Origin of the sequence: Halobellus sp. MBLA0158 (assembly GCF_041477585.1) — an archaeon.
Classification (GTDB): domain Archaea; phylum Halobacteriota; class Halobacteria; order Halobacteriales; family Haloferacaceae; genus Haloquadratum; species Haloquadratum rubicundus.
This window is the reverse complement of the sequence record NZ_JBGNYA010000001.1, coordinates 1,713,130-1,739,258: the sequence shown is the minus strand read 5'-3', so window position 1 is coordinate 1,739,258 and position 26,129 is coordinate 1,713,130. Positions and strand designations below refer to the sequence as shown.

At 68.5% G+C, this 26,129-nt stretch carries 27 protein-coding genes; 21 read left to right on the top strand and 6 right to left on the bottom strand.

Annotated elements, in window-relative coordinates:
• Positions 1-72: 72 nt before the first annotated feature.
• A complete protein-coding gene (locus OS889_RS08955) occupies positions 73-939 on the bottom strand; it encodes an inositol monophosphatase family protein (RefSeq protein ID WP_372389187.1) in 867 nt (288 codons plus the stop codon).
• Between the two features lie 97 nt (positions 940-1,036).
• Between OS889_RS08955 and OS889_RS08950 the strand changes: the two genes are divergently transcribed.
• Together OS889_RS08950 and OS889_RS08945 are read left to right on the top strand one after the other, a co-directional pair.
• Positions 1,037-1,552 carry a macro domain-containing protein gene (locus OS889_RS08950; RefSeq protein WP_372389185.1) on the top strand — a complete coding sequence of 172 codons (516 nt, stop codon included), beginning with the start codon at positions 1,037-1,039 and terminating at the stop codon, positions 1,550-1,552.
• On the top strand, positions 1,527-1,760 hold the full coding sequence (locus OS889_RS08945; RefSeq protein ID WP_372389183.1) for a DUF8145 family protein: 234 nt from the start codon (positions 1,527-1,529) through the stop codon (positions 1,758-1,760). Before OS889_RS08950 ends, OS889_RS08945 begins: the two co-directional genes overlap by 26 nt.
• Positions 1,761-1,797: 37 nt before the next feature.
• On the opposite strand, the gene OS889_RS08940 is transcribed toward OS889_RS08945, so the two are convergent.
• Positions 1,798-2,829, bottom strand: coding sequence for a succinylglutamate desuccinylase/aspartoacylase family protein (locus OS889_RS08940; RefSeq protein WP_372389181.1), 1,032 nt, complete (start codon positions 2,827-2,829; stop codon positions 1,798-1,800).
• Between the two features lie 84 nt (positions 2,830-2,913).
• Here OS889_RS08940 and OS889_RS08935 point away from each other — a divergent pair, with 84 nt between their 5' ends.
• The 5 genes from OS889_RS08935 to OS889_RS08915 all read left to right on the top strand — a co-directional run bounded on the left by OS889_RS08935 (position 2,914) and on the right by OS889_RS08915 (position 5,904).
• A complete protein-coding gene (locus OS889_RS08935) occupies positions 2,914-3,288 on the top strand; it encodes a helix-turn-helix domain-containing protein (protein WP_372389179.1) in 375 nt (124 codons plus the stop codon).
• Position 3,289: 1 nt separating this feature from the next.
• The gene (locus tag OS889_RS08930; RefSeq protein ID WP_372389177.1) at positions 3,290-3,583 is read left to right on the top strand and encodes a DUF7521 family protein; all 294 of its coding nucleotides are present in this window, start codon (positions 3,290-3,292) and stop codon (positions 3,581-3,583) included.
• Positions 3,584-3,679: 96 nt separating this feature from the next.
• Complete coding sequence (gene trxA, locus OS889_RS08925; RefSeq protein ID WP_372389174.1) at positions 3,680-4,117, top strand: thioredoxin; 438 nt, start codon at positions 3,680-3,682, stop codon at positions 4,115-4,117.
• An 82-nt stretch (positions 4,118-4,199) separates the two neighbouring features.
• Complete coding sequence (locus OS889_RS08920) at positions 4,200-5,162, top strand: ribose 1,5-bisphosphate isomerase (protein WP_372389172.1); 963 nt, start codon at positions 4,200-4,202, stop codon at positions 5,160-5,162.
• Positions 5,163-5,226: 64 nt separating this feature from the next.
• Positions 5,227-5,904, top strand: a complete 678-nt coding sequence (locus OS889_RS08915; protein WP_372389169.1) for a DUF2238 domain-containing protein — start codon at positions 5,227-5,229, stop codon at positions 5,902-5,904.
• A 21-nt stretch (positions 5,905-5,925) separates the two neighbouring features.
• Here the strand turns inward: OS889_RS08915 and rbcL are convergent, their stop codons facing one another.
• The 4 genes from rbcL to ribH form a co-directional block, all read right to left on the bottom strand.
• Positions 5,926-7,197 carry a type III ribulose-bisphosphate carboxylase gene (gene rbcL, locus OS889_RS08910; protein WP_372389167.1) on the bottom strand — a complete coding sequence of 424 codons (1,272 nt, stop codon included), beginning with the start codon at positions 7,195-7,197 and terminating at the stop codon, positions 5,926-5,928.
• A 45-nt stretch (positions 7,198-7,242) separates the two neighbouring features.
• Entirely contained in the window at positions 7,243-9,204 is a 1,962-nt protein-coding gene (locus tag OS889_RS08905) for a DEAD/DEAH box helicase (RefSeq protein ID WP_372389165.1), read from the bottom strand.
• A gap of 214 nt (positions 9,205-9,418) precedes the next feature.
• Positions 9,419-10,567, bottom strand: coding sequence for a pyridoxal phosphate-dependent aminotransferase (locus tag OS889_RS08900; RefSeq protein ID WP_372389164.1), 1,149 nt, complete (start codon positions 10,565-10,567; stop codon positions 9,419-9,421).
• Complete coding sequence (gene ribH, locus OS889_RS08895) at positions 10,564-10,968, bottom strand: 6,7-dimethyl-8-ribityllumazine synthase (protein ID WP_372389162.1); 405 nt, start codon at positions 10,966-10,968, stop codon at positions 10,564-10,566. The genes OS889_RS08900 and ribH overlap by 4 nt, the downstream gene beginning before the upstream one ends.
• Positions 10,969-11,111: 143 nt before the next feature.
• On the opposite strand from ribH, the gene OS889_RS08890 reads away from it, so the two are divergent.
• From OS889_RS08890 to OS889_RS08825, 14 genes are all read left to right on the top strand, one after another.
• A complete protein-coding gene (locus OS889_RS08890) occupies positions 11,112-13,124 on the top strand; it encodes a flippase activity-associated protein Agl23 (RefSeq protein ID WP_372389160.1) in 2,013 nt (670 codons plus the stop codon).
• An 88-nt stretch (positions 13,125-13,212) separates the two neighbouring features.
• A complete protein-coding gene (locus OS889_RS08885) occupies positions 13,213-14,379 on the top strand; it encodes a 5-(carboxyamino)imidazole ribonucleotide synthase (protein ID WP_372389159.1) in 1,167 nt (388 codons plus the stop codon).
• A 16-nt stretch (positions 14,380-14,395) separates the two neighbouring features.
• Positions 14,396-15,046 carry a 5-(carboxyamino)imidazole ribonucleotide mutase gene (purE, locus tag OS889_RS08880; protein WP_372389157.1) on the top strand — a complete coding sequence of 217 codons (651 nt, stop codon included), beginning with the start codon at positions 14,396-14,398 and terminating at the stop codon, positions 15,044-15,046.
• Between the two features lie 162 nt (positions 15,047-15,208).
• Entirely contained in the window at positions 15,209-15,622 is a 414-nt protein-coding gene (locus tag OS889_RS08875; protein WP_372389155.1) for an NADH-quinone oxidoreductase subunit A, read from the top strand.
• Positions 15,619-16,329 (top strand): NADH-quinone oxidoreductase subunit B, encoded by a 711-nt coding sequence (locus tag OS889_RS08870; protein ID WP_372389154.1) that lies wholly within the window; start codon positions 15,619-15,621, stop codon positions 16,327-16,329. The genes OS889_RS08875 and OS889_RS08870 overlap by 4 nt, the downstream gene beginning before the upstream one ends.
• A complete protein-coding gene (locus OS889_RS08865) occupies positions 16,326-17,996 on the top strand; it encodes an NADH-quinone oxidoreductase subunit D (protein ID WP_372389152.1) in 1,671 nt (556 codons plus the stop codon). The genes OS889_RS08870 and OS889_RS08865 overlap by 4 nt, the downstream gene beginning before the upstream one ends.
• Positions 17,996-19,057, top strand: coding sequence for a complex I subunit 1/NuoH family protein (locus OS889_RS08860; RefSeq protein WP_372389150.1), 1,062 nt, complete (start codon positions 17,996-17,998; stop codon positions 19,055-19,057). Before OS889_RS08865 ends, OS889_RS08860 begins: the two co-directional genes overlap by 1 nt.
• Positions 19,057-19,518 carry a NuoI/complex I 23 kDa subunit family protein gene (locus OS889_RS08855; protein ID WP_103992160.1) on the top strand — a complete coding sequence of 154 codons (462 nt, stop codon included), beginning with the start codon at positions 19,057-19,059 and terminating at the stop codon, positions 19,516-19,518. Before OS889_RS08860 ends, OS889_RS08855 begins: the two co-directional genes overlap by 1 nt.
• Positions 19,519-19,625: 107 nt before the next feature.
• Positions 19,626-19,886, top strand: a complete 261-nt coding sequence (locus OS889_RS08850) for an NADH-quinone oxidoreductase subunit J (protein ID WP_372389147.1) — start codon at positions 19,626-19,628, stop codon at positions 19,884-19,886.
• The gene (locus OS889_RS08845) at positions 19,883-20,257 is read left to right on the top strand and encodes an NADH-quinone oxidoreductase subunit J family protein (protein ID WP_372389145.1); all 375 of its coding nucleotides are present in this window, start codon (positions 19,883-19,885) and stop codon (positions 20,255-20,257) included. Before OS889_RS08850 ends, OS889_RS08845 begins: the two co-directional genes overlap by 4 nt.
• The gene (nuoK, locus tag OS889_RS08840) at positions 20,257-20,559 is read left to right on the top strand and encodes an NADH-quinone oxidoreductase subunit NuoK (RefSeq protein ID WP_372389142.1); all 303 of its coding nucleotides are present in this window, start codon (positions 20,257-20,259) and stop codon (positions 20,557-20,559) included. Before OS889_RS08845 ends, nuoK begins: the two co-directional genes overlap by 1 nt.
• Position 20,560: 1 nt before the next feature.
• On the top strand, positions 20,561-22,582 hold the full coding sequence (gene nuoL, locus OS889_RS08835; protein ID WP_372389140.1) for an NADH-quinone oxidoreductase subunit L: 2,022 nt from the start codon (positions 20,561-20,563) through the stop codon (positions 22,580-22,582).
• The gene (locus OS889_RS08830) at positions 22,579-24,105 is read left to right on the top strand and encodes a complex I subunit 4 family protein (protein ID WP_372389139.1); all 1,527 of its coding nucleotides are present in this window, start codon (positions 22,579-22,581) and stop codon (positions 24,103-24,105) included. The genes nuoL and OS889_RS08830 overlap by 4 nt, the downstream gene beginning before the upstream one ends.
• Positions 24,105-25,619 (top strand): NADH-quinone oxidoreductase subunit N, encoded by a 1,515-nt coding sequence (locus OS889_RS08825; protein ID WP_372389138.1) that lies wholly within the window; start codon positions 24,105-24,107, stop codon positions 25,617-25,619. The genes OS889_RS08830 and OS889_RS08825 overlap by 1 nt, the downstream gene beginning before the upstream one ends.
• Positions 25,620-26,129: the final 510 nt, after the last annotated feature.

Below are 26,129 nucleotides of genomic sequence, written 5' to 3'. Positions count from 1 at the left end.
CCGGAGCGAGGGCCCACACGCACTTTCGGCTTCCTTGAGAGTCGCCCGCACGGTCGGCGCGACCGCGACGCCCTACCCCGAGCGGTCGACGCCGTCGATCACGCCCGTCGCGGCCGCGAGGAGGTCGTCCAGTTTCTCGCGGTCGGGCGCGGCGACGTAGAGCCCGTCGACGCCGATTTCGTCGGCCGGATCGGGCTCTGCGGCGCCGTCGTCGCCATCGCCGTCGAGGTCGACGACCCGGCGTTCGACGTCGGCCTCGCGGGCGAGCAGCGTGCCGGCGTAGTGCTCGTAGACGTCGGGCCGGTAGGCGACGAGGCCCTCGATGTGGCCGGTGGCGAGGAGCCCCCAGTCGACGCAGGGCGACCAGGTGTTGATGACGCGCTTGCACTCGGCGCTGACCGCGCGCTCGACGCGCTCGGCGGTCGCGCGGTGCGTCTCGTCGCGGACGGCCGGGAGGCCGACGACGAACGAGACGGTGCCCTGGGGGAGCGAGCGGTCGCTCTCGGCGCGCGTCGGTTCGCCGTCGACGGTCACGCCGCCGTCGCGCCGCGCGAGGTAGGTCGTGTCCGGGAGGGGCTCGTAGACGGCCGAGACGAGGGGGCGGCCGTCGCGGAGGACACAGACCGCCGACGCGAACGAGGGAAGTCCCGCGGCGAAGTTGTTGGTGCCGTCGAGCGGGTCGACGACCCACTCGTAGCGGCCCTCGCCGTTGTGGCCGGACTCCTCGCCGTGGATCGCGTGGTCGGGGTAGGCGTCTTCGATCACGTCGACGATCCGGGCCTCGGCCGCCTCGTCGGCCGCGGACTTCACGTCGTGGGTGCCGTACTCGGCTTCGATCTCCTGATCGCGGAAGGCCCGCCTGAGATAGTCGCCGCCGGCGCGGACCGCGCGCGCCGCGACCGCCTCAAGCACCGCGGGGTCGGGTGATGCCTCGCGCATACGTCCGCAAGGGCCCGACCCCGACAAGAGCGGTTCGGTCCGCCGGCCGTTCCCGTTACGGCGCTGACGTTTTTGTGATGGACTCACAATGAGGGGTATGGAGTTCACCGTCGTCCAGGGCGACATCGCACAGCAGTCGGCGGACGCCCTCGTCAACGCCGCCGGGACGAGCCTCCAGATGGGCTCGGGCGTCGCGGGCGCGCTCCGCAGCGCCGGCGGCGAGGCGCTGAATCAGGCCGCCGTCGCGAAGGGACCGATCAAGCTCGGCGCCGTCGCCGTCACCGACGCCTACGACCTCGACGCCGAGTACGTCGTCCACGCGGCGGCGATGCCGCACTACGGCGACGGACAGGCCACGGCCGAGAGCATCCGCGACGCGACGCGGAACGCCCTCGAACGCGCCGACGACCTCGGCTGCGAATCGGTCGTGCTCCCCGCGCTCGGGTGCGGCGTCGCCGGCTTTCCCTTAAAGGAGGGCGCGCGGCTCATCGTCGAGGAGATCCGGGCCTTCGAGCCCGACTCCCTCGCGGACGTCCGTTTCATCACCTACGGGGACGACAGCTACGAGACGGTCTCGCGGGTCGTCGATGCGGTCGGAATCGACGGGGCGTGAGGCCGTGCGCGTCCCCGACGACGCCCCCGATCAGTGTCCGGTCTGCGAGGCCGACTACGACTCCGTCTCCGAGCACGACCGGGGGATTATGGTGAACCTCCTCGACAACGACCGGTACCAGCGGGTCTGCTTCGATCCGGTGCTCGTCGACGGCGCGGCCCGCGTGCGCTTTTACCACCACACCCACGAGCAGGCCGAGGCGAACTGAGCGACGGGTCGGATGCGGGCCCGAGCGGGAGCGCCCGCTACGCCCACGCCTGCTCGGAGAACTCCCCGGCCTCGACCTCCCGCTCGATCTCCCGGAGCGTCGCGTCGTCGACGCTCACCAGGTGACAGAGCGGGTGTCCGGGCGCGGCCACCGGGTTCTGGAGCGAGCCGATGATGAGCCCCGTGAACGGCGCCGCGACGCGCTTTTCGCGCTCCTTGAAGTGATCCGAGATGGTGCAGATCGTGTCGCCCTCGTAGACGAGCGGGACCGGGCCGTACTGCATCTCGACCAGGCCGCCGGTGTCGGCGCGGAGCCATGTCTTGTCGGCGCCGCTGTCGACGACGCGGGTCCAGCCGGGCCACCTGACCTCGGCGTCCGGCAGCAGTCCGTACTCGGCGAAGACGCTCTCGACGCCGTCGAGCGCGCGGTCGATCAGCGCCGGCTGGAAGCGGTGTGCGCGCCCCATCTCGACGGTGATCGTCGGGATCCCGTCGTTGGTGGCGACCGTGCGGAGCGATCCCGAGTCGGCCTCCCCCGAGAGGATGAGGTTCGAGGCAAAGGCCCGCGCGAGGCGGTCGACGTCGGGCTTCGACGTGTCGGCGCGGACGTGGTACATCGTGGTCCGGTTCCGCGTCGAGGTGTGGAAGTCGAGGCCGAAGTCGCAGGGCTTGACGAACCGCTCGTAGATCTGGTTGGCCATCCGCTCGGCCGTGTTCGAGCCGGCCTTGCCGGGGAACGAGCGGTTGAGGTCCTGGTCGTAGATCGGGATGTAGCGCTGCTGGGCGAGGTAGCCGGGGACGTTGGCGACGTGGACGCAGACGATCGTCCCGTGGATCTCCGCGGGGTCGTAGCGGCCGGCGACCTCCTGGAGCACCTTCACCCCGTTGAGCTCGTCGCCGTGGAGCGCCGCCGAGAGGAAGGCCGTCGGACCCCCGTGCTCGCCGTTGATGATCGTCACGGGGATCTCGACGGGGTCGCCGAGGTACGTCTCGCTGATCTCATAGCGGAGGTGGCGGGTCTTGCCCGGCGGGACCTCGGCGTCGTACCGGAAGGGTTTGGGGTCTGTCACGCGCCGGCGTTCGCGCGAGAGGCAGAAAGGTGTTGCCCGCCGATCCCGAGGGATTAATACATCCGGTGTTCCTCGCTTCCGATAATGGCGCGCGAGCCGTCCGCGGAGGAATCGGCCGATCTCCGGTCAGTCCTCGATGCGCTCGACGACGAGGACGCGAGAGCCATCATCCGGGCACTCGACGAGCCGCACACCGCGAGCGAGCTCTCGGAGAACTGTGACATCCCGCTTTCGACCACGTACCGGAAGCTGGACCTGCTGACCGAGGCCGAACTCCTCGAGGAGGGGACCGAAATCCGCTCCGATGGACACCACACGACCACCTACGCCGTCGCGTTCGAGGAGGTCCGCATCGCGCTGACGGAGTCCAGGCACCTCGACGTGGACGTCGTCCGACTGGAGCAGAGCCCCGAAGACCGGCTCGCAGACATCTGGACCGCCGTTCGGGAGGAAACGTAATATGCCACACACAACCGCATCCGCGAGCATCGCAACGGGTATCGTCGTGGTGAAGACGGGGATCCTCGTCCTCGGCGGACTCATCACGTACTTCTCACTGAAAGCGTACCGCAACACCGGCACCCGAGCGCTCCGAGCGCTCGCGATCGGGTTCGGGATCATCACGCTCGGGGCGCTCCTCGGCGGGACGATGGACTTCATCCTCGGGGTCGACCTCGCGACGGGGATCCTCATCGACGCCGCGCTGACGTTCGTCGGGTTCGCGGTCATCACCTACTCGCTGTACGCCGACTGACCGACGCGGGGTCGCCCGAAGGAAGACGACTCCGCACGATTGTATTGTTCTAATCTTGCAAAACTGTTTTATTTGGCGGCGTCCAATGTACGGTCGATGAGCGAATCACCAAGCGCAGAGGACGAACTCGACGAGATCAGACGACAGAAGCGCGAGGAGCTGGCGTCCCAGATCGAGGACGGTGAAGAACCAAGTGAGCCGGATTCCGGCGCCGCGCCGTCGGAGCCGATCCACATAAACGGCTCGGCGGAGCTCCAAGAGACCGTCTCGACCTACGACGTTGTGTTGGTCGACTTCTACGCGGACTGGTGCGGACCGTGCAAGATGCTCGAACCGACGGTCGAGTCGCTGGCGGCGGATACCGACGCCGCCGTCGCGAAGGTCGACATCGACCAGAATCAGCCGCTCGCGGGGCAGTACCAGGTGCGCGGCGTCCCGACGCTGCTCCTGTTCAGCGACGGCGAGCCCGTCGAGCAGGTCGTCGGCGTCCGCGACGAGTCGACGCTGCGCTCGCTGATCGAGCAGTACCTGTAACTCCGCGGTCGCGTCGCCGACGTCGTCGGCTCCGCCCGGATCGTCACCCGCGCTTTTCAGCCGTCGCCGCGAAGAGTCAGGTATGACCGACGCTCCCGAACGCGAGGTGGCCGAGGAGGTCAGCCGCATCGCCGAGGACATCGACACGATGGAGATCCGCGGCGCGGCCACGATCGCCGACGCCGCCGCGCGCGCCCTCGCGGCGCAGGCCGACGCGAGCGAGGCCGAGTCGCCGTCGGCGTTCCTCGACGAACTCCGCGCGGCCGCCCGCGTCCTCTGTGACACCCGCCCGACCGCGGTCAGTCTGCCGAACGCGCTCCGGTACGTCTTCCGCGACGTCCGCGGCGCGACTGTCGAGGAACTCCGCGAGAGCGTCCGCGAGAGCGCCGACGAGTTCTGCGAGCGGCTGGACACCGCCCAGCACGACCTCGGCCGCGTGGGCGCGAACCGCCTCCGCGACGGCGACACGATTATGACTCACTGCCACTCGACGGACGTGCTGGCCTGCGTCGAGGGCGCCGTCGAGCAGGGCAAGTCGCTGTCGGCGTACGTCAAGGAGACCCGCCCGCGGAATCAGGGCCACATCACCGCCGAGGCCCTGAGCGAGATGGGCGTCGACGTGACGCTCATCGTCGACTCCGCGGCGCGGCGCTACCTCAACGACGTCGATCACGTCCTCGTCGGGGCCGACAGCATTGCCGCCGACGGCTCCGTCATCAACAAGATCGGAACGAGCGGGCTCGCGGTCAACGCCCGCGACCGCGGCACGCCGATCGTCTGTGCGGCCCAGACGATCAAGCTCCACCCGGGGACGCTCACCGGACACACGGTCGAGATCGAGATGCGCGACGAGTCGGAGGTGATCGATCCCGAGACTGCGAGCGAGATCGGCGATCCCGAGGTACTCAACCCCGCGTTCGACGTGACGCCGCCGCGGTACGTCGACGCGATCATCACCGAGCGCGGGCAGTTCCCCCCGGAGAGCATCGTCACGCTGATGCGCGAGCTGTTCGGCGAGAGCCCGATCCAGCCCTGGGAGCTGTGACCGCCGATCGGCGCCCGCGGGCCCACAGAAAGCCTTTACCGTCGGACCGGTCACTCTCGTGGCGATGGCGACTCCCCCGCACCTCTCGCCGAAGCTGCTCGTCGGCGTCGGCGCCCTCTGTTTGACCCTCCTCGCGACGTGGGTGACGCTGACCACGCCGGGCTATCCTGACCAGCACGCGCTGCGCTCCTGGCCGGCGGTGCTCGGCTCTCGGCTCCGCCGCGAACTCCCCCGCGGCGACCGCCTGACGGCCGCCTGGGTCTCGATCGGCCTCTGGGCGGGGCTGGTCTCGGTGCTCCACTTCGGCGGCGTGCTGTACAACGTCTACACCGCCGTGCCCTGGTGGGACCTCCTCACGCACGCGATGGGCGGCTTCGGCGTCGCGGCCGTCCTCGCGTTCACCTTCCGAGAGCAGACGCTTCGCTCTCCCGTCTGGCTCGTCTCGGGCGTCGTCGCGATCGGCGCCGGCTTCGAGGTCTACGAGTTCGTGTTCAAGACGTTCTGGTACCGCTGGTCGCTCGCCTTCTACGTGGAGGACACGGTCGTCGATCTGCTCGTCAACACGAGCGGCGCCGCCGCGTTCGCCGCGGTGACGGAGCTGTACCGACGGACGAGCGGCTCGGCGGCGACCAGCACGCCCGCGACCGGAAGCGACGGCGTCGCCGCCGCGTCCGCCCACGACCACGAGATCGTCGCCGACGGGGACGGCGACGGTCACGATTCGGACTCGAACGCGGACTGATCGCGGCGGGGATGCGACGCCCTACCGCGGCGTCTCGGTGCCCCACTTGTCGATCGCCGTCGCGAGCGCCGGGCTCTCGTCGGCCTTCGATTCGAGGGAGATGCCCTCGGCGTAGGCCTCGACGGCCGCGCGGAGCGCCTTCGCGCCCTCGTGGGTGCCGTCGGGGTGGCCGTGGATCCCGCCGCCCGCCTGGACGCAGACGTTCGTGCCCGTCGCGTCCAAAAGATCGGGGACGAGCCCCGGGTGGAGCCCGCCGGAGGCGACCGGGAGGACGTCGGAGAGGCCGTAGAGATCGTCGCGGAGCCACGCGTTGATGCCGACGGTGTCCTCGTTCGCCAGTTTGCCGAGGCCGGCGGTCCCGGTGTGGAGCTGGTCGACGCCGACGAGGCGCGCGATCTGGGCGAGCACGCGCATCGAGACGCCGTGATGGGGCAGGCGGTCGAAGGCGGCGTGCATCGCCCGATGGGCGTGGATCGCGAGGCCCAGTTCCTCGCAGCGCTCGCGGACGGCCTGGACCGCGGCCCAGCCGCAGGTGATCACGTCGACCATCACGTACTCACAGCCCTCCGCGGCGACCTGGTCGACGCGTTCGAGCATCTCGTTCGTGCCCGCGGTGACGTTGATGAGGTAGGACTTCGGCTCGCCGGTCTCGTCTTCCGCCCGGTCGCGCTGGGCGAGGCTCTCGACGAGGCGGTCGTGGAAGGGATTGAAGTCCTGGTCGGTGAGGTTCTCGTCGTCCTTCAGGAGGTCGACGCCGCCGGTCCAGGCCTCGTATCCCACCTGGGCGTGGCGCTCGGTCGAGAGGCCGACCTTCGGCTTGGGGACGGTCGCGAGGATCGGCCGGTCGGAGACGCCGAAGATCTCCTCCCGGACGTCGGAGCCGAACTGCGGGCCCATAAAGGAGGTCGCGAGGCCCTCAGGCCACTCGCAGTCCAAGAGGCGGATCGAGTCGACCGCCTTCATCCCGAGGATGTTGCCCGCGATGCACGAGAGGATCTGCGGCATACTGCCGGGCTCGAACAGGCCCGCGGGGTAGGCGACTCTGATCTCGGTCGTCTCGCCCGCGGCGACCTCGCCGTCGTCGATCGCGAAGGCCGTCGCGCCCATATCGGTGAACCCCTCGCCCGTCGGGAGCGCGGCCCACGTCCCGTTCGAGGACTCGGAGGCGACCCGCGAGGCCGCGTCGGCGACGTCCATCCCCTCCGCGGGCGCGATCCGGAAGGCGCAGACGAGGTCCGAGTCGGCGGGCTCGTACGACAGGTCGATGAAGTCCTCGTAGGTGATTCCAGCCATAGCCGGATCTTCGCGCCGTGGTCTGATAAAGGCCGCCGCCGGTCCCTACGGGCGCCTGGCGCCCGCGCCTTCCGAGACCGACTCGCCGAGGTCGCGGCGCGCCGTCCGGAAGATCCCGACGTCGGCGTCGAGGGTGTCCGCGAGCGCGTCGCCGGCGCCGAGGAGCCACGCCGCGCGCTCGACGTGGGACTCGACGTCGCCGGGGCCGATCCGGTAGCGCTCGACCAGCGTCTCGATGTCGGCGCCCTCGCTCCACTCGCGTAGGATACGTGCGAGCTTGACCGCACAGAGCCACGCCTCGAAGTCCTCGGCCTCGTCCGGGCCGGTGGTGAACTCCGCGGCGTGGCTCGTCGCGTAGCGGTAGATCTCGGCCCGCTCGCGGTTGCCGAGGTATGTCCCGCGCATATCCGGCGTGCCGCAGACGAGCGCGAGCGCCGTGAGCGCGGTCACGGTGTCTTCGTCCATCGCTCGGATCGTCCGGATCCCCTCGATCAGCCGCGCGCCGGTCTCCGGGCGGACGTACTGCCGGGAGACGGTCGCGCCCAGGTCGGTCGCGGCGAGCCCGCCGTCCGCCCCGACTTCCAGTAGCTCCATCGACGCCAGTTCGTCGGCGACCTCGGCGAGGACGCCCGAGAGGTCGACGTTGGGCGACTGGTGGGCGAAGAACGTCGCGTCCAGGAGTTCCAATACCGCGTCCTCGGAGTCGGCGAAGCCGGAGGCGACGACCGAGAGGACGTGCGTCCGCAGCGCCTCGCGAGCCGCCAATTGGGACTCGACGGCCTCGGGCCCGGTGTCGACGTAGCGATCCCACAGTTCCTCTGCGGTGTGCTCGTCGCCGACGAGCACCGCCTCGCCGTAGGGATCGAGATGTGGGCGGCCCGCCCGCCCACACATCTGGTGGACCTCCAGGGTGGAGAGCCACGCCATCTCCTCGCCGGTGTAGCGCTTGAGGTCGCGGACGACGACTCGACGCGCCGGGACGTTCACGCCCGCGGCCAGCGTCGGCGTCGCACAGAGCACCTTCACCTCCCGGTCCCGGAAGCCGGACTCGACGAGGGCGCGGTGCTCGCTCACGAGGCCGGCGTGGTGGAAGCCGACGCCCGACTCGACGGTCTCGGCCAGCAGTCGGCCGGTCTCGGTGCCGCCCGCGTCGCGGATTTCGTCCGCGAGATCCGCGGTCGCGTCGCTCTCGCGGCCGTCCTCGGCGAGCCGCGCCGCCAGCGACTCGGCCTCGCGGCGCGAGCGGACGAAGGCGAGACACTGGCCGCCGCCGTCGAGCGCGTCCGCGACGAGTGCGGCCGTGACCTCGGTGTCCCCGTCGTCGTTCGGGCCGACGGGGCCGACGTCGACCGACAGCGCCGTGTCGTCGTCGAACGCGACCGCTCCTTCCGAGTAGACGCCCGTCCGGAGATCGACCGGCCGCCACGTCGACTCAACGAGGTCGGCGTCGAGCCACGCGGCGACATCCTCGGGGTTGTCGATCGTCGCCGAGAGCGCGACGACCTGGACGCCGGGCGCCCGCCGCTGGAGCGTCGCGAGCGTCACCTCCAGGGTGGGCCCGCGTCGCGGCCGCCCGAGCAGGTGGACCTCGTCGACGACGACGCAGGCGAGGTCCTCGACCCAGGTGGCGCCGTTCCGGATCGCCGAGTCGACCTTCTCCGCGGTCGCGACGACGACGTCCTCCTCGCCGAGTTCCTCTGCGGGCGAGTCGAAGTCGCCCGTCGAGATGCCGACGCTCACGCCCGGCAGTTCGGAGAAGGATTCATACTTCTCGCGTGCGAGCGCGCGGAGCGGGACGATGTACAGCGCCGGCCCGTCGGCGGTGAGCATCGCCAGTTCCGCGATCAGCGTCTTGCCCGACGCGGTCGGGATGGCCGCGACGACGTTCCCGCCCTCGGCGATCCCGGCGTCGACGGCCGCGGCCTGCGGGGGGTACAGCTCCTCGATCCCCGCCGCGCGGTAGTGCTCGCGGACGGCCGCGGAGACGGGCAGGTCCCGAACGTACACGTCTGCGAGTGGGTCGCGATCGTATAAAAAGCCGCGGCGCTCATCGCCAGCGATCGAGGCGATCGTTTATACCGGATGACGGGGGCAGAGCCCCCGTGACGTAATCAGCGTCCCGCGCCGGCCTGCGGGTGTCCGGCACGCCCGGCGCGGGTTCGGTCGAGCGGGTGCCGGCTGTCCGCCAGAGTGACCGAGAGCGAACGCCGGAGCCCGCTCCTCAGAGGTAGCCGTGTTCGGCGAGCCGGTCGACCGCCTCGCGGAGCCGCTCTTCGCTCGCGGCGTAGGAGATCCGCGCGTAGCCGGGCGAGCCGAACGCCGACCCGGGGACGGTCGCGACGTGGGCGTCCTCGATGGCGCCCGAACACCACGCCTGATCGTCCTCGTCGACGGGGAGCATCATATAGAAGGCGCCGTCGCCGACGGGCACGTCGACGCCGTGCTCGGCGAAGAGGTCCGAGAGCATATCGCGGCGCTCGCGGAACGCGTCGCGCATCTCCAGGACCGCCTCGTCGGTGTTCTCCAGGGCTTCGAGCCCGGCGTGCTGGACGAAGTTCACCGCACACGACACCGAGTGCGAGTGGAGCTTGCCGGCCTGCGAGACCAGCGATTCGGGCGCGTGAAGGTAGCCGAGCCGCCAGCCCGTCATCGAGTACGCCTTCGAGAAGCCGTTGATCGTGACCGTCCGGTCTCCCATTCCGTCCAGAGTGGCGAGGCTCGTCGGCTCGACGCCGTAGGTGATCTGCTGGTAGATCTCGTCGGAGATGACGGTGACGTCGTGCTCGACGGCCAGGTCGCGGACGCCTTCCAGCGCCGCGTCGGAGTAGACCGCGCCTGTCGGGTTCGACGGGGAGTTCACGACGAGCAGTTCGGTGTCGTCGGAGACGGCCGCGCCGAGGTCGTCGAGTGCGGGCTCCAGCTGGAAGTCGTAGGGCGCGAGGTCGACGCGGTTGAGCGAGCCGCCCGAGAGCTTCGCCATCGCCTCGTAGGAGACCCACGCGGGGTCGAGGAGAACGACCTCGTCACCGTCGTCGATCAGCGTCTGGAACGTCTCGAAGAGCGCCTGCTTCCCGCCGGGCGTGACGATCACTTCGCCGGACTCGGCGTCGATGCCGTCGTCGCGGAGCTTCGACGCGATCGCCTCCCGGAGTTCCGGAATCCCGTTCGAGGGGGTGTAGCCGGTGTGCCCGGCAGCCATCGCCTCCTGGCCCGCCGAGACGATGTTCTCGGGCGTGGGGAAGTCGGGTTCGCCGACCGAGAGGTCGACGACGTCGACGCCCTCCGCTTCCAGTTCGCTCGCCTTGTTGCTGATCGCGAGCGTCGCGCTCGGTTCCACCCGTTCGACCCGATCTGCGAAATCGAAACTCATGCTAACGTCTCCACCATATCGACCGCGGCGTTTACCGCTTCCGCACCTTTGTCGACTCGCTCCCGCGCTTCGGCCCCGCTCTGCCCCGGCCCGGAGACGCCGAGCGTGACCGGGACGTCGCGGTCGAGGCTCACCTCCGTGAGCGACTGCGCCGCCGCGTCGGCGATGACCTGATCGTGGTCCGTGTCGCCGGTGACGATCGCGCCCACGACGGCGACCGCCTCGACCTCGTCCCGTCGCGCCAGCCGATCGGCCGCCAGCGGCGAGTCGTACACGCCGGGCACCCGCAGCGTCTCCGTGATCGTCGCGTCGCGTTCGACGGCCGCCTCCTTCGCGGCCTCCGCCATCCGATCGGTGACCGAGGCGTTGAACTCGGTCACCACCAGTCCGAGCGTTACCATACCGGGCGGTCCCACGGCGGCGTCAAAGAGGTATCGGCACGCCGCGGACCGGAGGCCGCACCCGCGAGGCCGGGGCGTCGAAACACGACCCCTCGGAATTCCAAACACAAGAGTTGTAACGGCGTGGCCGACACACAGTGACGATGAGCCCTGACGCGGGCCCCCGCGACTCCGACGCTCCGCCCTCCAGCGATTCGTCCGCCGACGTCTCGTCCGCCGACGAGATCGGCGAGCAACCCCAGTCCGCCCGCGGGACGCCGTCGCGCCCCGGCGACGACACGCTCTCGGATCCGGCCGGGGCCGATCGGACCGAATCGGCCGCGGACGCGTCGGCCGGCACCGAATCGACGGTCGGCGAGGCGACAGCGATTTCGGAGGTCGTCTCGCGAACGCGAGAGAAGTACCACTTCGGCCGGCGGCATACCCTCGTCGGCGTGGTCGCGTTCACTGTCGCCGCGCTGGTCCTCCGGACCGCCGCGCTCGGCGGGCGGATCTTCCACTGGGACGAGGGTCGGGTCGGCTACTGGATCCTCCGGTACCACGAGACGGGCGTCCACGAGTACCGGCCGATCGTCCACGGGCCGTTCCTGCCGATCGTCAACGACTGGCTGTTCGCGCTGCTCCCCGTCTCGGACTTCTCGGCGCGCCTCCCGGTCGCGGTGATCGGAGCGCTCCTGCCGCTGTCGGTGTGGCTGTTCCGCGAGCGGCTCCGGAACACGGAGCTCGTCGCGCTCGCGGCGCTCCTCGCGCTGAATCCGCTCTTGGTCTACTACTCGCGGTTTATGCGCAACGACGTCCTCGTGGCGGCGCTTTCGTTCGTCGCGCTCGGCTTCGTCGTCCGCGGCTTCGACACCGGACGGCTCCGTTATGCGTTCCCCGCGGCGTTCTCGCTCGGGCTCGCGTTCACGACGAAGGAAAACGCGATCGTCTACGTGCTCTGCTTCCTCGGCGCCGGCGCGCTGCTGGCCGACCACCGACTGATCGCGGCGCGGGCCCGCGGCGAGTCGGCGCGTGCGGTGTTCGGCCGGTGGCGTGCTGCCGTCACCTCACGATTGCTCGCGCACGGGCCGACGCCGCGAGCGTCGCTCGGACGCGTCGTCGGGGCCGCGGTCGGCGCCGCGGCCGTCTTTCTCGGTGTCGTGTTGTTCTTCTACGCGCCGCGGCCCGATCTCTGGCAGGCGTTCACGACGCCGTCGATGATCCCGGGCGTCGTCGACTCCGGCACGGTCGGCGCGGGGGAGAAGTTCGTCGACACCTGGGCCGGCGGGAGCCACCAGGACCACCCGTACCTCCCGTACCTCCACGACCTCGCCGAGACGCTGGTCTACGGCGCGCCGGCGGTGATCGCGTTCGGCCTGCTGGGCATCGCCGTCGACCGCTACGGGATCCGCGGCGACGGGCCGCGCGAGATCGTCACCTTCGCGACCTACTGGGCCGTCGCGTCGCTGTTCGGCTACCCGATCGCGACCGACATCCAGGCACCCTGGGCCGCCGTCCACGTGATCCTCCCGCTCGCGGTTCCGGCGGCCGCGGGCGTCGGCTTCGTCGTCGCGTCCGCCCGCGACGCGCTCGACTCGCGGGACGCGGTCAGCGTCGGCCTCGCCGCGCTCGTCGTGCTCGCGGCGTTCAGCGGCGCCGTCGCCGCCAACGCGGCGTACTTCAACTCCGCGTCCGAGGAGGACAAGCAGGTCCTCCAGTGGGCCCAGCCCGCGAACGACCTCAAGCCGACGATGGAGGTTGTCGGCGACGTCGCGGCCGCAAACGAGGGGACGGACGTCCTCTTCGTCGGGACGCGGCCGCCGGGCGGCGACGGCGAGGTGTTCTACGTCCGCAACGAGTCGTCGCTGCGGACCGCACCGCCGGGCGGTCCGGCGTGGCACGACCGCCTGCCGTTGCCGTGGTACCTGGAGCAGTACGACGCCGAGGTGACCAGTTCGGCGCCCGACCTGCCGGCCGCCGAGGCGCTCGCGGACGCTCCGCCGGTGGTCATCGCGAAGGACTACGACCGCGACGAGGTCGCGGCCGAACTGTCGGGCTACACCGCCTTCGAGCACGACTTCCGGCTCTGGAACGACCGCGTCGTCGTCTTCGTCGACACGGAGCGCCTGCGCGAGGTGGCGCCGGAGTACGCCGAGCGCGGCGAGCCGGTCGAATAATCGGGAGCTCCGGGAGGATACGCACGTCCCTGCACATTCTCCGACCCGTTCGGCAAGGTTTATTCACCATCCTTCGGTACTCTCGCCCGTGACCGTCACCGTACCCGGCCCCACGCTCGGCGTCGTCGGCGGCGGCCAACTCGGCCGGATGCTCGCCGAGGCGGCCGCGCCCCTCGGCGTCGAGGTGATCGTCCTCGATCCGACCCCGGACTGCCCAGCCGCGCCGGTCGCCCGCGACCAGGTCGTCGGCGACTTCGACGACCCCGAGGCGTTCCGCGAGCTCGCCGCCCGCGTCGACGCCCTGACCTTCGAGATCGAACTCGCGGACGCGGAGCTGCTCGATTCGGTCGCCGGAGAGTTCGGGCTCTCGGTGAACCCCGCGCCCGAGACCTTGGAGACCATCGAGGACAAGCTCGTCCAGAAGCGCGAGCTGGAGCAGGCGGGCGTGCCCGTGCCGCCGTTCCGCCGGGTCGACGACGCCGACGACCTCCGCGAGGCGCTCGCGGAGTTCGGCGAGGTGATGCTGAAGGCCCGCACCGGCGGCTACGACGGCCGCGGCAACGTCCCCGTCACCGACCCCGCAGACGCCGAAGACGCGATGGAGGCCGTCGGCGGCCCCGCGATGGCGGAGACGTTCGTCGACTTCGCCCGCGAGCTCTCGGTGATCGCCGTCCAGGGCGACGACGAGGTCCGCACTTTCCCCGCGGGCGAGAACGTCCACGAGGAGGAGATCCTCCGGGAGACGATCCTCCCCGCGCGGACCGACGACGAGGTGCTCGACCGCGCCGACGAAGTCGCCCGCGACGTCCTGGAGACGCTCGACGGGCGCGGCGTGTTCGGGATCGAGCTGTTCGAGACCCCGGACGGCGAGATCTCGGTCAACGAGATCGCCCCGCGGCCGCACAACTCCGGCCACTGGACCATCGAGGGCGCGCGGACCTCCCAGTTCGAACAGCACGTCCGGGCCGTCCTCGGCTGGCCGCTCGGCTCGACCCGGCTGCGCTGTCCGACCGTGATGGCGAACGTCCTCGGTACCGTCGACGAGCCGAAGCCCGCTCGCCTCGGCAACGGCGAGGCCGTCCTCGAAGATGAAAATGCCTCGCTGCACTGGTACGGCAAGGACGAGGTCCGTCCGCTCCGGAAGATGGGCCACGTGACGCTGACGGGCGGCGACAGCGGCGACGGCGCGAGAGCCGATCCCGGCGACCTCCTCGCGCACGCGAGAGAAGCACGCGACGCGCTCCGTTTCGAGTAATCCACGGATCCAACCGATGACCGACTACACGCCAGATTCCGACGCCGACGTGACCGTACAGGACCTCATCGATCGCCTCCGCGCGGAGGCCGACGCCGACGCCGACCCGGCGACGACGCCGGACATCGGCATCATAATGGGCTCGGACTCGGACCTCGACGTGATGCGCGGCGCCCACGACGCGCTTTCCGAACTGGGCTTCGCAGAGCAGACGGACTTCGACGAGGCCCCGGAGTCGCGCTTCACCTACGAGACCTACATCGTCTCCGCCCACCGGACGCCCGAGCTGATGTACGCCTACGGCGAGACCGCCGCCGACCGCGGCCTCGACGTGATCATCGCGGGCGCGGGCGGCAAGTCCGCCGACTTGCCCAATATGACCGCCTCGATCGCGTACCCGATCCCCGTCGTGGGGGTGCCGGTCCAGGAGAAGTCCGTCGACTCGGTGATCGGGATGCCGACCGGCGCGCCGATCGTCGCCGTCGACGCCGGCAAGTCCTTCAACGCCGCGCTGTCGGCCGCACAGATCCTCGCGCGCGAGCACGAGGACCTGGAGGAGCGGTTGGTGGAGTACCACGAGTCGCTCGTCGGCGCCGTCGCGCGCGACTCGCGCGACCTCCACGATCTCGGCGTCGCGGGGTACGTCGAGAGCCGAAACGACGAGTAGGGGGTCGCTCTTTTCACCGCGGACGTCTGTGTGGACATCCCACGCGTGTGACGATCTCGCAGTGCTCGGGGCGCGAGGCGCCGGACTTGTGCCCGAGCGACAGTATAAATCAACGCTTATGGGGGGGCACTGCTAACTGCCGAACGTCAGGGAGACTTAGGAATGAGTGAATGGATCGCAATCGGCGCCCTCGGGGTCGTCGCCGTCGGCATCCCGCTGGGGATGATGGCGGTGTCAGCGTTGCTTCGCCCCTCGGTGCCGGAACAAGGTAAACGCGCCACCTACGAGAGCGGTGAGGTCCCGACCGGGACGGCGCGCGTCCAGTTCAACATCCAGTACTATATGGTCGCGCTGCTGTTCCTCATCTTCGACGTCGAGACCGTTCTCATCTTCCCGTGGACCGTGATCTACCGGTCCGCCCTCGACCAGGGAGTCGGACTGATGACGGTGCTGTGGCCGATGCTCGTGTTCATCGGCGTGCTCGTCGTCGGCCTGGTCTGGGCGTGGCGCAACGGCGCAGTCAAGTGGGTCAAAAGCCCGCTGGCGAACCGCCAGAAGACGGAGAGAAACGCATGAGTAGCGAACGAGACAGACCATTCGTCACGGACGACACGCAAGTACAGACCGACACGCGGGACGCCCGGATGACGGGCGGCGGCGCGGACAACCGCTTCAACTCCAAGCTTCGGGAGGCGTTCGGCTCCTCGCCATTCATCCTCACGAAGTTCGACCAGTTCATGAACTGGGTCCGCGGCTCCTCGATGTTTATGCTGCAGTTCGGGATCGCGTGTTGCAGCATCGAGATGATGCACACCTACTCGGTGAAACACGACCTTGACCGCTTCGCGGCCGGGGTCCCCCGCGCGTCGCCGCGGCAGGCGGACGTGATCATCGTCCCCGGGACGATCGTCTCGAAGTTCGCCCCGCGGATGAAGCGGGTCTACGACCAGATGCCCGAGCCGAAGTTCGTCGTCGGGATGGGCTCGTGTACCATCTCGGGCGGCCCGTTCCAGGAGGGCTACAACGTCATCAAGGGCGCCGAGGAGGTCATCCCCGTCGACATCCACGTCCCGGGCTGTCCCCCGCGTCCCGAGGCGCTCATCTACGGCGTCGCAAAGCTCCAGCAGCGCATCGCCGAGGGCGAGTCGAGCCCGGTGACCGTCAAGCCCTACGAGCTCGAACAGTTCGACGACCTCGAACGCGACGAGGTCGTCGAGAAGCTCGCCGACCAGATCGACGCGGACGATCTGGTGATGCGGTACAACTGGGCTGATTCGCCATGAGCCTGGAGGAACCGGCACCCGACGACGGCGCCGTCGAGGCGCTGCCGACCGCCGCCGAGGAGATCGAATCCCTGCTCGGCGACCTCGTCGTCGACACCGAAGAACACGTCAACGCGCCCGGCGTCGTCGTCCGGCCCGACGCGGTCCAAGAGGCGCTCCGACGGCTCCGCGACGAGGCCGGCTTCGACCACCTCTCGTGTGTCACCGCCGAGGAACGTGAGGACCGCTACGAGTCGATCTACCACCTCACGAGCTACGACGACCGGCAGCGAGAGGTCAGCGTCGTCGTCCCGACGACGAAGGACGATCCCGTGAGCGAGTCCGCCGCGCCGGTGTTCCGGACGGCCGACTGGCACGAGCGGGAGGCCTACGACCTCGTCGGCATCGAGTACGACGACCACCCGGACCTGCGCCGGATCCTCCTGCCGGAGACCTGGCAGGGCCATCCGCTCTCGCAGAACTACGACCAGGACCGGCCGCAGATCGTCACGCTCGACGAGTGGGAGAACCCCCTCGCCGACGACCACCGCGAGGAGGAAGGCGACACGATGTACGTCAACATCGGGCCACACCACCCCGCGACCCACGGCGTCCTCCACGTGAAGACGGTGCTCGACGGCGAGCAGGTCGCGGACGTCGACCCCGACATCGGCTACCTCCACCGCTGCGAGGAGCAGATGTGTCAGACGAAGACGTACCGCCACCAGATTATGCCGTACCCCGACCGCTGGGACTACGCCTCCTCCGGCCTGCTCAACGAGTGGGCCTACGCCCGCGCGGCCGAGGACCTCAACGACATCGAGGTCCCGGAGTACGCTCAGATCATCCGGACGATGGGCGCCGAGCTCTGCCGGATCGCCTCGCACATGCTCGCGGTCGGGACGTTCGCGCTGGACGTCTACGGCGACTTCACCGCGATCTTTATGTACGCGATGCGGGACCGCGAGAAGGTCCAGAACATCCTCGAAGACCTCACCGGCCAGCGGATGATGTTCAACTACTTCCGGCTGGGCGGGGTCGTCTGGGACCTCCCCGAGCCCCGCGAGGACTTCTTCGAGACGGTTCGTGACTTCCTCGACGACCTCCCGGAGGCGCTGGAGGAGTACCACGACCTCATCACGTCCAACGAGATCCTTCAGGCCCGCACCATCGACACGGGCGTCCTGCCGCCGGAGGTCGCGAAGTCCTACGGCGCGACCGGACCGGTCGCCCGCGGCTCCGGCATCGACTACGACCTCCGCCGCGACGACCCCTACGGCTACTACGACGAGCTGGAGTGGGACGTCATCACCGAGGACGGCTGCGACAACTTCAGCCGGCTGCTCGTCCGGCTCCGCGAGGTCGAAGAGTCCGCGAAGATCATCGAGCAGTGCGCGGACCTGCTGGAGGACTGGCCCGAAGACGAACGGGAGATCCAGTCGAACGTCCCCCGAACGCTGCGCCCGGCCGACGACAAGGAGATCTACCGCGCCGTCGAGGCCGCGAAGGGCGAACTGGGGATCTACATCCGCGGCGACGGCACCGAAAAGCCCGGCCGCTTCAAGATCCGCAGCCCGTGCTTCTCGAACCTCCAGACGCTGCCGGAGATGAGTAACGGCGAGTACATCCCGGACATGATCGCATCGCTCGGTAGCCTCGACATCGTCCTCGGCGAGGTGGATCGCTGATGGTCGCGCCGCTGCAGTCGACCACGCCGCTGCCGGACACGATCGCCGGCCTCCTGGGCCTTTCCGGGACGGTCGGGCAGATCGTCGGCGGCCTGATCGGGGCCTTCATCATCGCGAACCTCCTCTTGGTCCAGACGGCCGTCGCCGGCCCGTGGGCCAAGCGGAAGATCACCGCCGCGTTCACAGACCGCATCGCGGTCAACCGCGTGGGGCCGTTCGGCCTGGTCGTGATCGTCGCCGACGCCGTCCGCCTGCTCTCGAAGGAGCTCGTGATCCCGGAGGGCGTCGATCGACCGACCTACGACCTCGGCCCGCTCTTCGTGCCCTTCTCGGCGCTGCTCGGGTTCGCGGTGATCCCGATGGGCAACGGCATCCACCTGGCCGACCCGGAGACGGGGCTCGTCTTCGCCTTCGCGGCGTCGTCGATCGCCTCGCTCGGCCTGGTGATGATGGGCTACGGCTCGAACAACAAGTACTCGCTCCTGGGCGGCCTGCGGGCGATCGCCTCGAACATCGCCTACGAGATCCCGCTCGTCGTCACCGCGGCGTCGGTGGTCGTCTTCACGGGCACGCTCCAGATGAGCGAGATCGTCGCACAGCAGACGGAGCCGCTCCTGTCGATCGCGGGCGTCACGATTCCGCAGTGGTTCGCGTTCGTGAACCCCTTCGCCTTCGTGCTGTTCGTGATCGCGAACCTCGCTGAGGTCGGCCGCAATCCGTTCGACGTGCCGGAGGCGCCGACCGAGATCGTCGCCGGGTACCAGACCGAGTACTCCTCCGTGTACTTCGTCCTGATCTACCTCGGGGAGTTCATCCACATCTTCCTCGGCGGCGCGATCGCCGCGACGCTGTTTCTGGGCGGACCGGCCGGTCCGTTCCTGCCCGGCTTCGTGTGGTTCACGATCAAGATCTGGGCGTTCTACCTGTTCACCCAGTGGGCCCGGTCTGCGGTGCCCCGGCTCCGGATCGACCAGTTCCTCGACATCGGCTGGAAGGGGATGCTCGTGCTCTCCTTCGCGAACCTGGCGCTCACGGCCATCATCGTGGGAGTGATCGCATAATGATCGGCGTACTCAAATCGATGGCGACGACGATGAAGCACGCGCTGGACGGCGAGACGTTCACGGTCGAGTACCCGGACGTCGCGCCCGAAGTGAGCCCCCGGTTCCGCGGGGTCCACAAGTTCAGCCAAGAGCGGTGCATCTGGTGTCGGCAGTGCGAGAACGTCTGTCCGAACGACACGATCCAGATCGTACAGGACGACCAGCGCAACGGGGAGCAGTACAACCTCCACATCGGGCAGTGCATCTACTGCCGGCTCTGCGAGGAGGTCTGTCCCGTCGACGCGATCCTGCTGACCCAGAACTTCGAGTTCACCGCCGACACGAAGGACGACTTCGTGTACAACAAAGAACAGCTGAAGAACGTCCCGTGGTACAAGGACATCGACCCGCTCAACTCCCGGGAGCCCGACCGCGACGCGTGGATCGGCGAGGGGGAGGGCGAGGTGGACTACCAGTGACGTGACGCCCCTCGTCCGCGGAATCGGATCGAAGTCCCGTCGGTCGCCTACGGCCGTTCGCGGACTTCTCGAAATCTTCAAAGGGGTTCCTCAAGGAGACACACACAATGGTTTATGAGACCATCGCGTTCGCGCTGTTCGCCCTCGTGACTGTGGGCTGCAGCCTGGGCGTCGTCCTCGTGCGGGACGTCTGGCACTCCGCACTCCTGCTCGGGGGCGCGCTCTTGAGCGTCGCGGTGCATTACGTGATGTTGCAGGCCGAATTTCTGGCCGCGATGCAGATCCTCGTCTACGTGGGCGGGGTTCTCATCCTCATCACGTTCGCCGTGATGCTGACGCGTGCAGAACCGGAGGTGAGTAGCATATGACAACGAAGCCGGAACTGAAACTCGGATCGCATCTGGTTCCCGGTCTCGCGGCTGCGGCGCTGTTCGTCGTGATGGCCGCCGCGTTCCTCTCGGCGGCGCTCCCCGCTCCGCAGGGGTTCGCCGAGGACGCGAACATCACCGCCAGCATCGGGTATGCGATGTTCAATCTGGGCCTCGGTGACGTCGCGGCCGAGAGCTTCCTCATCGCGTTCGAGACCATCGACATCCTGCTCGTGGCCGCGCTCGTCGGCGCCGTGATGCTCGCGCGTCGCGAGTCCGGCGACCGGACGATGACGGTCCTCACGGACGGCGGTCGGCGGCTGCGTGAGACGCTCACGATCGACAGCGACAGCGAGGAGGTAGACGACTGATGGTCCCGCCGCAGTACTACCTGCTGCTCTCGGCGGCCGTCTTCTGTATCGGCCTGTTCGGGATCCTGACGCGGCGCAACGCGCTGTTGTTCCTGATGTCGGTCGAACTAATGTTGAACGCCGCGAACATCAACCTCGTCGCGTTCTCCTACGTCTGGGGGAACCTCACGGGGCAGACGTTCGGGCTGTTCGTGATGGCGATCGCCGCCGCCGAGGTCGCGGTGGGCGTCGGGATCATCCTGGTCCTGTACCGCGACTTCGACGACGTCGACGTCACCAAAGCGACAACGATGAGGTGGTAAGATGGCAGGAATATTCGACTTCGCACCCGCGATCGTGTTGTTGCCGTTCGTCTCGTTCCTCGTCGCGCTCGCGGTGGGCGACCGCCTGCCGAAGGGCGGCGCGCTCGCCGGGATCGCCGCGACGGCCGGCTCTCTCCTCTTGGCCGCCGCGACGTTCCTGACGGTGTCCGGGGGACGGACGTACGAGCAAACGATCTACGTGTGGGCCGACGGCATCAACGCGGTCGATCTGAGCTTCGGGCTCCTGATCGACCCGCTGTCGGCGATGATGCTGCTCATCGTGACGCTCATCGCCTTCCTGGTCCACGTCTTCAGCCTCGGGTATATGAACGACGAGGGCGAGACCGGCCTCCCGCGGTACTACGCCGGTCTCGGCCTGTTCACCGCGTCGATGCTCGGCTTCGTCGTCGCGGACAATCTGCTGATGGCGTTTATGTTCTTCGAGCTGGTCGGACTCTGCTCGTACCTGCTCATCGGCTTCCACTTCCGGGAGCCGGGGCCGCCGAGCGCGGCCAAGAAGGCGTTTCTCGTGACGCGCTTCGGCGACTACTTCTTCCTCGTCGGCGTCGTCGCGGTCTTCGCGACGTTCAGCACGGCGAAGTTCGCCGGCCGGGGCTCGTTCCCGGCGCTCGCCGAGTCGGCGCTCCGGGGCGGCGCGCCCGCGGTCAACACGTTCGGTTTCGCGCCGCAGACGTGGTTCACGATCGTCGGCCTGCTCGTCCTGGGCGGCGTGATCGGTAAGTCCGCGCAGTTCCCGCTGCACACCTGGCTGCCGGACGCGATGGAAGGCCCGACGCCGGTCTCGGCGCTCATCCACGCCGCGACGATGGTGGCCGCCGGGGTCTACCTCGTCGCGCGGATGTACGGCTTCTACGCGCTGTCGCCGAACGCCTTAGCGATCATCGCGTTCATCGGCGGCTTCACCGCGCTCTTCGCCGCGACGATGGGCGTCGTCAAGCGCGAGATCAAGCAGGTGCTCGCGTACTCGACGATCTCGCAGTACGGCTATATGATGCTCGCCCTCGGCGGCGGCGGCTACGTCGCCGCGACCTTCCACCTGATGACGCACGCCTTCTTCAAGGCGCTGCTCTTCCTGGGGGCGGGCTCGGTGATCATCGCGATGCACCACAACGAGAATATGTGGGACATGGGCGGTCTGAAGGACAAGATGCCCGTGACCTACTACACCTTCCTCTCGGGGTCGCTGGCGCTGGCCGGCATCTTCCCGTTCGCCGGCTTCTGGTCGAAGGACGAGGTCCTCTACGAGACGCTGCTTCACGGCCTCGACGGGAACCCGATCCTGCTCGGCGCGTACGCGATGGGACTCCTGGCCGTGTTCTTCACCGGCTTCTACACGTTCCGGATGGTGTTTCTCACCTTCCACGGCAAGCCGCGGACCCAGACGGCCCGCGATCCCCACGGGGTTCGCTGGAACGTCAAGGGCCCGCTCGTCGTACTCGGTATCCTGGCCGCCGTCGCCGGCTTCGTGAACATGACGCCGGTCGCTGAGCTGACGGGGCTCCACATCGAGTACCTGCACAAGTGGCTCGAACACGGCATCGAGGGCGTGACCGTCGAGCACTACTCGTCGCTGCTGCACGACTTCGCGGGCTACGGCGCCGAGGGCGTCCACCTGAGTCCGCTCATTCCGGGCGCCGTCTCGCTCGGGCTCGCGCTGGCGGGCTCCGGCGTCGCGTACCTCCTGTACGACGTCCCCGAGCCGATCCGGCACACGGACCGGCTCGGGCGCATCAAGTCGCTGCTGTACAACAACTACTACCAGGACGAGTACCAGGTCTGGCTGGCGAACGGCGTCACGCGCCCGGTCGCGCGCGTCGCCAACAAGTTCGACGGCGGCGTCGTCGACGGCGTCGTCAACGGCGTCTCCAGCGTCAGCCTGTTCTCGGGGAGTCGCATCCGTCGCATCCAGACGGGCGTGGTGAGTAACTACGCGGCGCTCCTCACACTCGGCCTGACGGCACTACTCGTCGCCTTCGGGATCTTCGGAGGGTGGTTCGTATGATCATTGAAGCGCTCATCGCTGTCACGTTCCTCGCCGCGCTGGTCGTGTTCGTCGCCCCCGACGAGTACGCCGGTCGACTCGCGGCGGCACTCAGCGTGCTCCCGGTCCTCGGGAGCCTCTGGATGTGGGCACAGTACGACGCGAGCGGCAACGCCCTGCTGGGCGGCTCGATCGCGTTCGAGACCGACTTCGTCTGGCTGACGCTCGGCGGCCTCGACCTCCACTGGTTCGTGGGCGTCGACGGCATCAGCCTTCCCCTCTTGGTCCTCACGACGATCCTCTCGACGCTCGCGATCGTCAGCGCGTGGACGCCGATCTCCGAGCGCCAGTCCCAGTTCTACGGGCTGATGCTCTTTATGGAGGCGAACCTCCTCGGCGTCTTCACCGCCTTGGACTTCTTCGCGTGGTTCGTCTTCTGGGAGGCCGTGCTGGTCCCGATGTACTTCCTCATCGGCGTCTGGGGCGGTCCCAATCGCCGCTACGCCGCGATCAAGTTCTTCGTGTACACGAACATCGCGTCGCTCGTGATGTTCATCGGGTTCATCGCCCTGGTCTTCGGCCTCGGCGACTCGGTGTCGTCGATGCGGCTGCCGGAGATCGCCCAGGCGCTTCGGGCCGGCGAACTCGGCGGCTTCGCGGGGCTGAACGCCGCGACGCTGAAGACCGTCGCCTTCGTGGCGACGTTCCTCGGCTTCGCGGTGAAGGTGCCCGTCGCGCCGCTGCACACCTGGCTGCCGGACGCCCACGTCGAGGCGCCGACGCCGGTGTCCGTGATGCTGGCTGGCGTCCTCCTGAAGATGGGGACCTACGCCCTGCTGCGGTTCAACTTCACGATGATGCCCGACGTCGCGACCGCGCTCGTCGTCCCCATCGCGGGGATCGCCGTGATCAGCGTGATCTATGGCGCGCTGCTCGCGCTCGCCCAGCAGGACCTCAAGCGCATCGTCGCGTACTCGTCTGTGTCCTCGATGGGCTACGTCATCCTCGGGCTCGTCGCGTACACGACCTACGGGGTCGGCGGCGCGACGTTCCAGATGATCGCCCACGGCCTCATCTCGGGGCTGATGTTTATGGCGGTCGGCGTGATCTACAACACGACCCACACCCGGATGGTGGGCGATATGTCCGGCATCGCCGACCGGATGCCGGTCACCGCCGGCATCTTCGTCGCCGGCGCGTTCGGCTATATGGGCCTGCCGCTGATGGCTGGCTTCGCGGGCGAGTTCTTCATCTTCAAGGGCTCGTTCGCCTCCACGGTCCACTCGGCGATGCCGCTCTTCACCGGGGCGGCGATGTTCGGCATCGTGATCGTCGCGGGCTACCTGCTCTTCGCGATGCAGCGGACGCTGTTCGGCCCGTTCAGCTTCGACGGCGAGTACGAGATCACGGAGGCGCCGACCCACGACGTCGCGCCGCTGGCCGTCCTCCTGCTCTTGGTCATCGTCCTCGGGGTCGCCCCCGACCTCTTCTTCGGGATGATCCAAGACGCTGTTAATCCGATCCTGACGGGAGGTGGGCTGTGATGTCGCTCCTCCTCCAGTCCGCGGACGCGGGCACTCCGATGTGGTCCGCGCTCGCGCCCACGATCCTGCTCGGCGTGACCGGGCTGGTCCTGCTCGGCATCGATATGCTGTGGCCCGACGAGACCAGCAACACGGTCCTGGCCGTCACCTCGGCGGTCGGTTCGCTGCTCGCCTTCGGCGTCACGGCGTGGTTCCTCGTCGCCGGCACCGGTCAGACGCGGACCGGCGGCGAGATCACGCTGTACGGCGACGCCCTGGTCGTCGACGGGATGAGCCTGTTCTTCACGCTCATCTTCACGATCGTCACCGCGATGGTGGTCGTCGCGTCTTACGACTACCTCCGCGAGCAGCGCCACCGGGCGGAGTTCTACGCCCTCGTGCTGTTCGCCGCCACGGGGATGACCCTGATGGCGATGGCGAACTCGCTCGCGACCGCGTTCGTGAGCCTGGAGCTCGCGTCGATCCCCTCCTACGCGCTCGTCGCGTACCTCAAAGAGGACAAGGGGAGCGTCGAGGCCGGGCTCAAGTACTTCCTGATCGGGGCGGTGTCGTCGGCCGTGTTCGCCTTCGGGATCAGCCTGGTGTACGCCACCTCCGGCTCGATGATCTTCGGCGACGTCGCGAGCGCAGTCGAGGGCTCGGAGATGGTCGGGGTCCTCGGTATCGGCGTCCTGATGATCGTCGGCGGGTTCGCGTTCAAGACCGCCTCCGTGCCGTTCCACTTCTGGGCGCCGGAGGCCTACGAGGGCGCGCCCGCGCCGATCTCGGGCTTCCTCTCGTCGGCGTCGAAGGCCGCCGGCTTCGCGGTCGCGTTCCGCGTCTTCGTCGAGGCCTTCCCGCTGGGAGCGATCCCGGCGGGCGTCGACTGGGTGCTCGCGTTCCAGGTGCTCGCGGTCGTCACGATGACGCTCGGGAACTTCGCCGCGGCCACCCAGGAGAAAGTAAAGCGGATGCTCGCGTACTCCTCGATCGGACACGCGGGCTACGCGCTCATCGGCCTCGCGGCGCTGTCGGCGGGCGGTCCCAACGGTGACGTCCTGGGGGCGTCGATGGCCCACCTGCTCGTCTACGGCTTTATGAACACGGGCGCGTTCCTGTTCATCGCCCTGGTCGAACACTGGGGCGTCGGCCGCACCTTCGAGGACTACAACGGCCTCGCGTCGGCCGCACCGGTCGCCGCCGTGGCGATGACGGTGTTCATGTTCAGCCTCGCGGGCCTGCCGCCGTTCGGGGGCTTCCTCTCGAAGTACGCCCTCTTCTACTCGGCCATCGAGGCCGGGTTCTGGTGGCTCGCCGCCGTCGGCGCGATCAACAGCGCGCTGTCGCTGTTCTACTACAGCCGCGTCGTGAAGGCGATGTGGATCGAAGAGCCGGCGGGCGACTTCGAGATCGGAAGCCGTCCGGTCGGCCTCTACGCCGCGGTGCTGTTCGCCGGGATCGGGACGCTGCTCCTGCTGCCCGGCTTCGGCCCGGTCATCGAGACCGCGCAGTCGGTCGCTGCGGCGCTGTTCTAGAACCCACCTTTTTGCTGCGTCGGGTCGCGCTTTGCGCGACCGCTCCCTTGCAAAAAGCTGGACGAAAAAGCGTCCAATTTGTGGATTTATATATTTGCTGACATACGCTGTTCTCTTCCTTACTGCCGTTGCTGAGGTGATTTTCTGAATAGCCTTGGCAGGGATATCGCACTACACTTGTTGCCGAGTCAATTGCGTCACATAGACCGGGTAGGTATTGACGGCTTCTTGGTGGGCGAGGAGAACCGTAGCTGTGACACTTGAGGGCGTCACATCAACAACGGACGGTTGTGAGACCGACGGCTCTGTGAGTACGTCCCCACTTCTGTTCGTGGTCGTCTCTAATCTGATCATCACACGACTGCCGTCGTTGGGTTGTGACGATGTCCCAACAGAGAGCGCATCTTCCGCGGAGACTCGCTCTTGAAGGCGATCCGATACTGCGCTCGCGCTTACTGACGCACCCTTCGTGTACGCCCAGTCTGCGAATGGACGGGAGCCGTATCTGCC